Here is a 6,433-nt window from a genome sequence, read left to right on the forward strand (position 1 = left end):
GTCTGCCACGTCCCCGGAGGAAGAGAGTCATGAAGCCGTACCTGACGGGTCACTACACCCCGCACGTCGACGAGATCACCGCCCACGAGCTGACCGTGGAGGGCCTGCTTCCCCCCGAGCTGTCCGGCCGGCTCATCCGCAACGGTCACAACCCCAAGCCCGGTGTCACGCCCACCCACTGGTTCAAGGGCAGCGGCATGGTGCACGGCATCCGGCTGCGCGACGGGCGGGCCGAGTGGTACCGCAACCGCTGGGTGCGCACCCCCGCGCTCGACGGTGCGCCGTACATGACCGAGACCGGTCCCGACCTGACGGCCAGCACCGCGGGCACCCATGTCATCGAGCACGCCGGCCGGCTGCTGGCGCTGTGCGAGTCGAACCTGCCGTTCGAGCTGACGCCGGAGCTGGAGACGGTGGGGGCCTACGACTTCGACGGCAAGCTGACCAACGTCATGACCGCCCACCCCAAGCACGACCCGGTCACCGGCGAGCTGCACTTCTTCAGCTCCTCCCCCTTCCCCCCGTACCTCACCTACCACGTCTCCTCGGAGAAGGGGGACCTGATCCACAGTGCGGAGGTGCCGGGTGCCACCGCCTCGCTCAAGCACGACTTCGCCGTCACCGAGCGGTACGTCGTCTTCGTGGAGGGCACGGTGACGTTCGACCACACCGAGACCTCCGGTATCCCCTACGCGTGGAAGGACGAGCACCCGGCCCGGATCGGGGTGATGCCCCGCGGGCAGGGCGGCGCGGCGGCGATCCGCTGGTTCGACATCGAGCCCGGTTCGATGCTGCACGCGGCCAACGCCTACGAGGACGAGCTGGGCCGGATCGTGCTGGAAGGCCCCACCGTGGACCGGGAGGGCTTCCGGACGTCCTGGAACTGGTGGGTGGGCGCTCCCGAACGGGGAGCCGTGCCCAACTCCCGTTCCTTCAACCGGCAGTGGATCGTCGACCTCGGGTCGGGAACCGTGAGCGAGCGGGTCGTCGACGACCTGGTGGTGGAGTTCCCCACCATCAACGAGGACCGCGCCGGCCGCTCGCACCGCTACCAGTACGCGATCTCGTTCCCCGACGACCGGGGCATCGGCAACTTCGGCATCGTCAAGTACGACCGCACCACCGGCGAGCGGCAGGTCCGGCACGTCGGTGACGGGCAGCTTCCCAGCGAGGCGGTCTTCGTGCCCGCCGAGGGCGGCACCGGGGAGGACGACGGTTACCTGCTCACCGTGGTGAGCGATCTGCACGCCGACGCCTCCAGCCTCCTCGTCCTCGACGCCACCGACGTCCTGGCCGGCCCGGTGGCCACCGTCCACCTGCCCCGCAGGGTGGTCGCCGGCATCCACGGCTCCTGGGTCCCCGACCACTCCTGATCCGCCTCCGCGGCCGCCGGACGACCGACGGCCGGAACACCCACCGACGGAAAGTGACACCGTGAAGGACATCGACCGCAGCGCCCCCGTCATCGTCGAGCACCGCGTCGTCATCGCCGCGACGCCCGAGACGCTCTGGGACCTGCACACCGGCATCAACAACTGGACCGACTGGAACCCCGGGATCGACAAGGCGCACCTGGAGGGTGACTTCGCCGAGGGCAACACCTTCCACTGGGAGACGGCGGGCCTGACCATCGCCTCCACCATCGCGGAGGTCCAGCCGCGGCGCCGTACGGTCTGGGGCGGCCCGGCGCACGGCATCGACGGCGTCCACATCTGGTCCTTCGAGCCGCACCCGGAGGGAACCCTCGTCACCACCACGGAGTCCTGGGCCGGCGCACCGGTCGAGGCCGACCCGGCGGGTATGCGGGCCGCGCTGGAGGGCTCGCTCCTGGCCTGGCTCGACGCCCTCAGGGAAGCGGCCGAAGGCAGCCGTGGCTGAGCCGCTGTTCCTCCTCGACATGGTGCTCGCGCTGATCCTGCCCCTGGCGGGCGTTCAGCTCGGGCGCCACGCCGGCCGCCTGCGAAGCGGCCGGCCGGTGCGGCGATGGCCGCTGTACGCGGTGCTGGCCATCGCCGTGGTCCGGGCCGCGGTGGCCGTACTGCTGCTGCTGACCTCGGGCTGGGCGGTGGCCGGCCAGCGTGTACTGCTCGGCCTGCCGGTTCTCGTGCTTCCGCTGGGCTGGGCGCTCGTCGCGGCACGGCGGGGCGGGCCGGCCGCCACCGCGTGGCACACCGCGGCCATGGGCGCGCTGGCCTCCTCCTTCCTCCTGTTCGTCCCCCCGGGCCCGCAGGACTTGACCGTCGCGGCCCTGGGGTGCCTGGCCGTCCTCGGCGGGGCGGCGGCGGTCTCCCGGTTCAGCGCGGCGCACCGCGGGCCGGCCGCCGGGCGCCTCGCGCGCCTGCCCTGGCAGGGCCTGATCGCCTCGGCGGGTGTGGCCGTCGTGCTGACGGGCCTCGCCACCACCGCCCCCTCGGACCACTCCGGCCCTCACGCGTCGAGCGCCGACTGGGGAGGCGGGTCGCAGGTGGCGCAGGCCGCCCCGCACCACGGCGGGCACCACTCGACGGCTCCCGCGTCGGCGGCCCGGTCCGTCAGCACCCTCACCGGACCCCGTGACACCACCCCCGATGTCCGTTTCCACCTCACCGCCGCCCGGGGGAAGGTACGCCTCTCCAGTGGCAGGACGGTCGACGCGCTCCTCTTCAACGGCCGCGCGCCGGGCCCCCGCCTCACCGTCCACCAAGGCGATCTGGTGGAGGTGACGCTCAGCAACAAGGACGTACGCGAAGGCGTCACCCTGCACTGGCACGGGGTGGACGTGCCCAACGCGGAGGACGGCGTGCCCGGGGTCACCCAGGACGCGGTGCCGCCCGGCGGCGAGCACGTCTACCGTTTCGTACCCGACCGGGCCGGCACCTTCTGGTACCACACCCACCGGGACGCCGACTCCACGGTCCGGCGCGGCCTGTTCGGCTCCCTCATCGTGGAGGAACCCCGGGGCGGGCAGCCGGCGGCGTCCGGGCACGTGCGGACGCTGTTCACGCACGTGTGGCCGGGCTCCGGGGTCAGCTTCGGTACCCATGACACGCCGATGCGCGAGGCCGTACGACCGGGCGACCCCGTCACCTTGAAGGTCGTCAACAGCTCGGAGGAACCCCAGAGGCTGCTCGTCGGCGGTGTGTCCTACCGGGTGACCGCCCTGGACGGCAACACCGTCGATCACCCCGGCCGGTTGCCCAGCGGCACCGACCTCCTCCTGCCCGCCGGCGGCCGCTACGACCTGGCCTTCACCATGCCCACGGGTACCGTGACCGTCCGCGCCGCGGAAGGGGAGGCGGCACTCGCGCTCAGCCCGGACGGACACGGCGCACCCGCCCGGCTGGGCGAGGGAACCCTGTTCGACCGGCTGACCTACGGCAGGCCCGCACCCGGCGCCACCACCGTCCCGGACCGCTACGACCGTGACTTCGACGTCGTCCTGGACAGCGGGTTCGGCTTCGCCGACGGACAGTTCACCTACGGCAACACCATGAACGGCCGGATGGCACCCGATGTGCCGACGCTCATGGTCACCGAGGGGGACCGGGTCCGCGTACGTATCACCAACCGCAGTGTCACCGATCATCCGATGCACCTGCACGGGCACCGCGTCCAGGTACTCTCCCGCAACGGCACACCGGCCACGGGCAGTCCCTGGTTCACCGACACCCTCAACGTGGCGCCCGGTGAGAGTTACGAGGTCTTCTTCACCGCCGACAACCCCGGCATCTGGATGGACCACTGCCACAACTTCAGCCACACCGCCCAGGGCATGATCATGCACCTCGCCTACAGCGGTGTCGTGTCCCCGTACCACGGGACGAGCCACTGATCGCCGGGCCGGCGGATCACTGCGGGGTGAGCCGCCGGCGCAGCCGTACGGTCGTCTCCGCCAGCCCGTTGTCCAGGTGCCGCCGGTACGTGCTGAACGGCGTTCCCAGCCGGGCCGCGGCCCCGCGCTGGGTGGTCGGCCGCCCGAGGTAGGTGGCCGTCAGCGCGTGGTGGTACTTGGCGGTGGTGAGGTCGGCGCGCAGCGACTCGACGGTTTCCAGGACGTGCCCCCGCAGCAGTTCCAGGCTCTCGCGCGGGGTGCCGGCGGGCAGCAGCCGCAGCAGGGGGCTGGCGGCCAGCACGTCCTCGTGGCGCCAGGCGCGGAAGACCTCGCGCACCGCCTCCTCCCACTGCTCGTCGCTCAGCTCGGGGCCGCCCGACGGCGAGGTGCCGGGGGCGGTCTCGGGGGCCGCGGGCGCGGTGACGGCTTCGGTGTCGGGGCCGAACAGCATGCGCCGGGACAGCGTCTCCAGCCACAGGTCGACCGGCAGGGTCTGCCAGTCCATGACGAACACGGTGTGCGGACGGCCGTCGGGGGTCCGGCCGGTGTCCACCGTCCGGTGGCCGAGGAAGGCCATCTCCTTCTCCCAGAACGCCCGGTCGGACAGGACGCGGCCCGACCAGGCGAGCCGGTCCGTGCGCAGCCAGTCGGCGAGGACGGTGAGCCGCATCAGGTCGAAGGCGGGGCTGGGCCGCTCCTTGCCGTCCCGCTGCACGAGGTACCGGGCCAGCCGCAGGACCCCGGAGCCCGGTGCCGGCAGCGCCTCGGAGTGGTCGCGCCGCAGCGCGGCGACCACGGGATCGGCGGCGGCGTCCTCGGCGGTGAACTCCTCGCAGGCGAGGTGGGCGAGGAAGCCGAGGGGCTCGCCGGTCGCGGAGTTCCAGTAGAGCCGGAACGCGTGCGGCTGGCGCTCCAGCCAGTACTCGACGTCGGTGACCGGAGCCCCGTCCCGGGCCGTGGCGGCCATGCTGAGCAGGGTCGGCCGGTCCTGCGGGCGGTAGGGCGTCTCGTACACCTCGCCGTTGCCGCGCCACGAGTGGTAGGCCATCTTGAACGGCCCGTGGTGCAGCAGGTAGTTCGCCGCGCGCGCGGCCATCAGCACGGCCGGACCGGAGGCGGAGCGGACCTGCCGGACGGCGTAGTCGCGTACGGCGTAGTGCATCTTCCGGTAGCCGGTGAAGTCCCGCCATCTCAGGTCAGAGTCGAGGGCCTCACGGACGACGTCGTGCGGGTACACCCCTTCCTGGCCCGACTCGACGAACGGCAGCCCGCGCAGCCACTCGAAGAGCACGACGGCGTCCTCCTCACCGAAGACGTCGCGCAGCAGTTCCTCCGAGGTGGTCATGGCATGGGCGCACACCTCCAGGGCGTGCCGGTGCATGGGGGACGGGGTGGTGCCCACCAGACGGCGCAGCAGCATCTCGACCACGTTCGGGGTGGGTTCCCAGTCCATGGACGAGGCCATACGCCGTGATACGACGGCCGCGGTGAGGCTCAGCGCCAGCGGATAGCGGCCGGCGAAGGAGATGACCGACTCGTGCAGGTGGGGCGGTACCCCGCGGGCCCGGATCAGGTGCAGCGCGTCCTCGTGCGTCAGGTCGCCCAGCGGGATGACGTGCAGGGTGTCGTCCCACGCGGAGTCCAGGTACCAGTCGCTGGACGGCGCCTCACGGCCGGCCACGACCACGGTGGTGTCGTGCGGCAGAGCGGGCAGGTAGCGTTCGCGCAGCCACTCCTCCAGTCCCTGGCACCGTTCGAAGGTGTCGATGACCAGGACCGACGCCTCCGGCACCGCCCCCACCGCCGCCTCGAACGCGGCCGGCGAGGGATCGAGCCATCTGCCGTCGACCTCGACGACGGTGCGTCCCCGGCCCCTGGCCTCCTCGACGAAGCGTCTGAGCAGGCTGCTCTTGCCGACACCGCCGGGACCGTGGACGTAGAACACCCCCAACTGGCTGGTGTCCCCCGCCACTTCGCGGAAGAGTTCCAGCTCCTCCTGGCGGCCGACGAACACCCGCTTGCGGTCGCCTGCGGCACGCGATGCGGTGGATATGACGTTTTCCATGGACGCTCTCCTGATACCGGCGGTCTGTCCCTTTCGCCTTCGAGTACGACGAGATCCACCGAACGGTTCGGGAGCCACGGCGCACCCGCGCCGTCCCCGTGGCCGTTGGTCCGCAGTCGTGAACCTGGTCGGCACAACCCCCGTTGAGACGGTGTCGGCACCGTTGTGGCGGCGCCGGCGGCCATCGCCGTGGACTTCCCTTCGGAGACCTTCGTAGTTTCTGATCACCATGTAGTGCCCCGGTTCATGGTCCGGGGCGGCGAACCGGAGAGCGCGAGCACCCGGTTCGCCGCGCCCTTCGACAAGCACACGGCAAGACTCCGTCAAGCCGGGCCACCTACCTTCGGCTTCTGCCACTTGGCCACTTCGACGCACGCTTGTCCCTTCCGCACGTTCTCGTGCGCGGGTCCGGGTGGCGATGCTCTGCTGGACGTGAGGGTTGTCGATGCTGCCTGATGACTACATCGAGTTCTCGGACGAAGCGCGGGTGCTGTGCTTCATCCTGATCGGTGAATCGCCCATCCAGGCCAACTCCCGCGCCGCGTTGGAGAGCTCGC

The 6,433-nt window shown here is 71.5% G+C and carries 4 protein-coding genes; 3 read left to right on the top strand and 1 reads right to left on the bottom strand.

Annotated elements, in window-relative coordinates; genetic code table 11:
* Window positions 1-29: 29 nt before the first annotated feature.
* From IE316_RS34510 to IE316_RS34520, 3 genes are all read left to right on the top strand, one after another.
* Window positions 30-1,373 carry a carotenoid oxygenase family protein gene (locus tag IE316_RS34510; RefSeq protein ID WP_190208510.1) on the top strand — a complete coding sequence of 448 codons (1,344 nt, stop codon included), beginning with the start codon at window positions 30-32 and terminating at the stop codon, window positions 1,371-1,373.
* A gap of 61 nt (window positions 1,374-1,434) precedes the next feature.
* Entirely contained in the window at window positions 1,435-1,878 is a 444-nt protein-coding gene (locus IE316_RS34515; protein WP_190208511.1) for an SRPBCC family protein, read from the top strand.
* Window positions 1,871-3,811, top strand: a complete 1,941-nt coding sequence (locus tag IE316_RS34520; protein WP_190208512.1) for a multicopper oxidase family protein — start codon at window positions 1,871-1,873, stop codon at window positions 3,809-3,811. The genes IE316_RS34515 and IE316_RS34520 overlap by 8 nt, the downstream gene beginning before the upstream one ends.
* A gap of 16 nt (window positions 3,812-3,827) precedes the next feature.
* On the opposite strand, the gene IE316_RS34525 is transcribed toward IE316_RS34520, so the two are convergent.
* Entirely contained in the window at window positions 3,828-5,876 is a 2,049-nt protein-coding gene (locus tag IE316_RS34525; RefSeq protein WP_190208513.1) for an AAA family ATPase, read from the bottom strand.
* Window positions 5,877-6,433: the final 557 nt, after the last annotated feature.

The sequence above is a fragment of the Streptomyces fumanus genome (assembly GCF_014655295.1).
In the GTDB taxonomy this organism is placed as follows: Bacteria; Actinomycetota; Actinomycetes; order Streptomycetales; family Streptomycetaceae; genus Streptomyces; species Streptomyces fumanus.

Bases quoted from the DNA above. Each gene is read 5' to 3' on its own strand.
- IE316_RS34510 (WP_190208510.1), top strand. From the start codon at position 30: ATGAAGCCGTACCTGACGGGTCACTACACCCCGCACGTCGACGAGATC.
- IE316_RS34525 (WP_190208513.1), bottom strand. From the start codon at position 5,876: ATGGAAAACGTCATATCCACCGCATCGCGTGCCGCAGGCGACCGCAAG.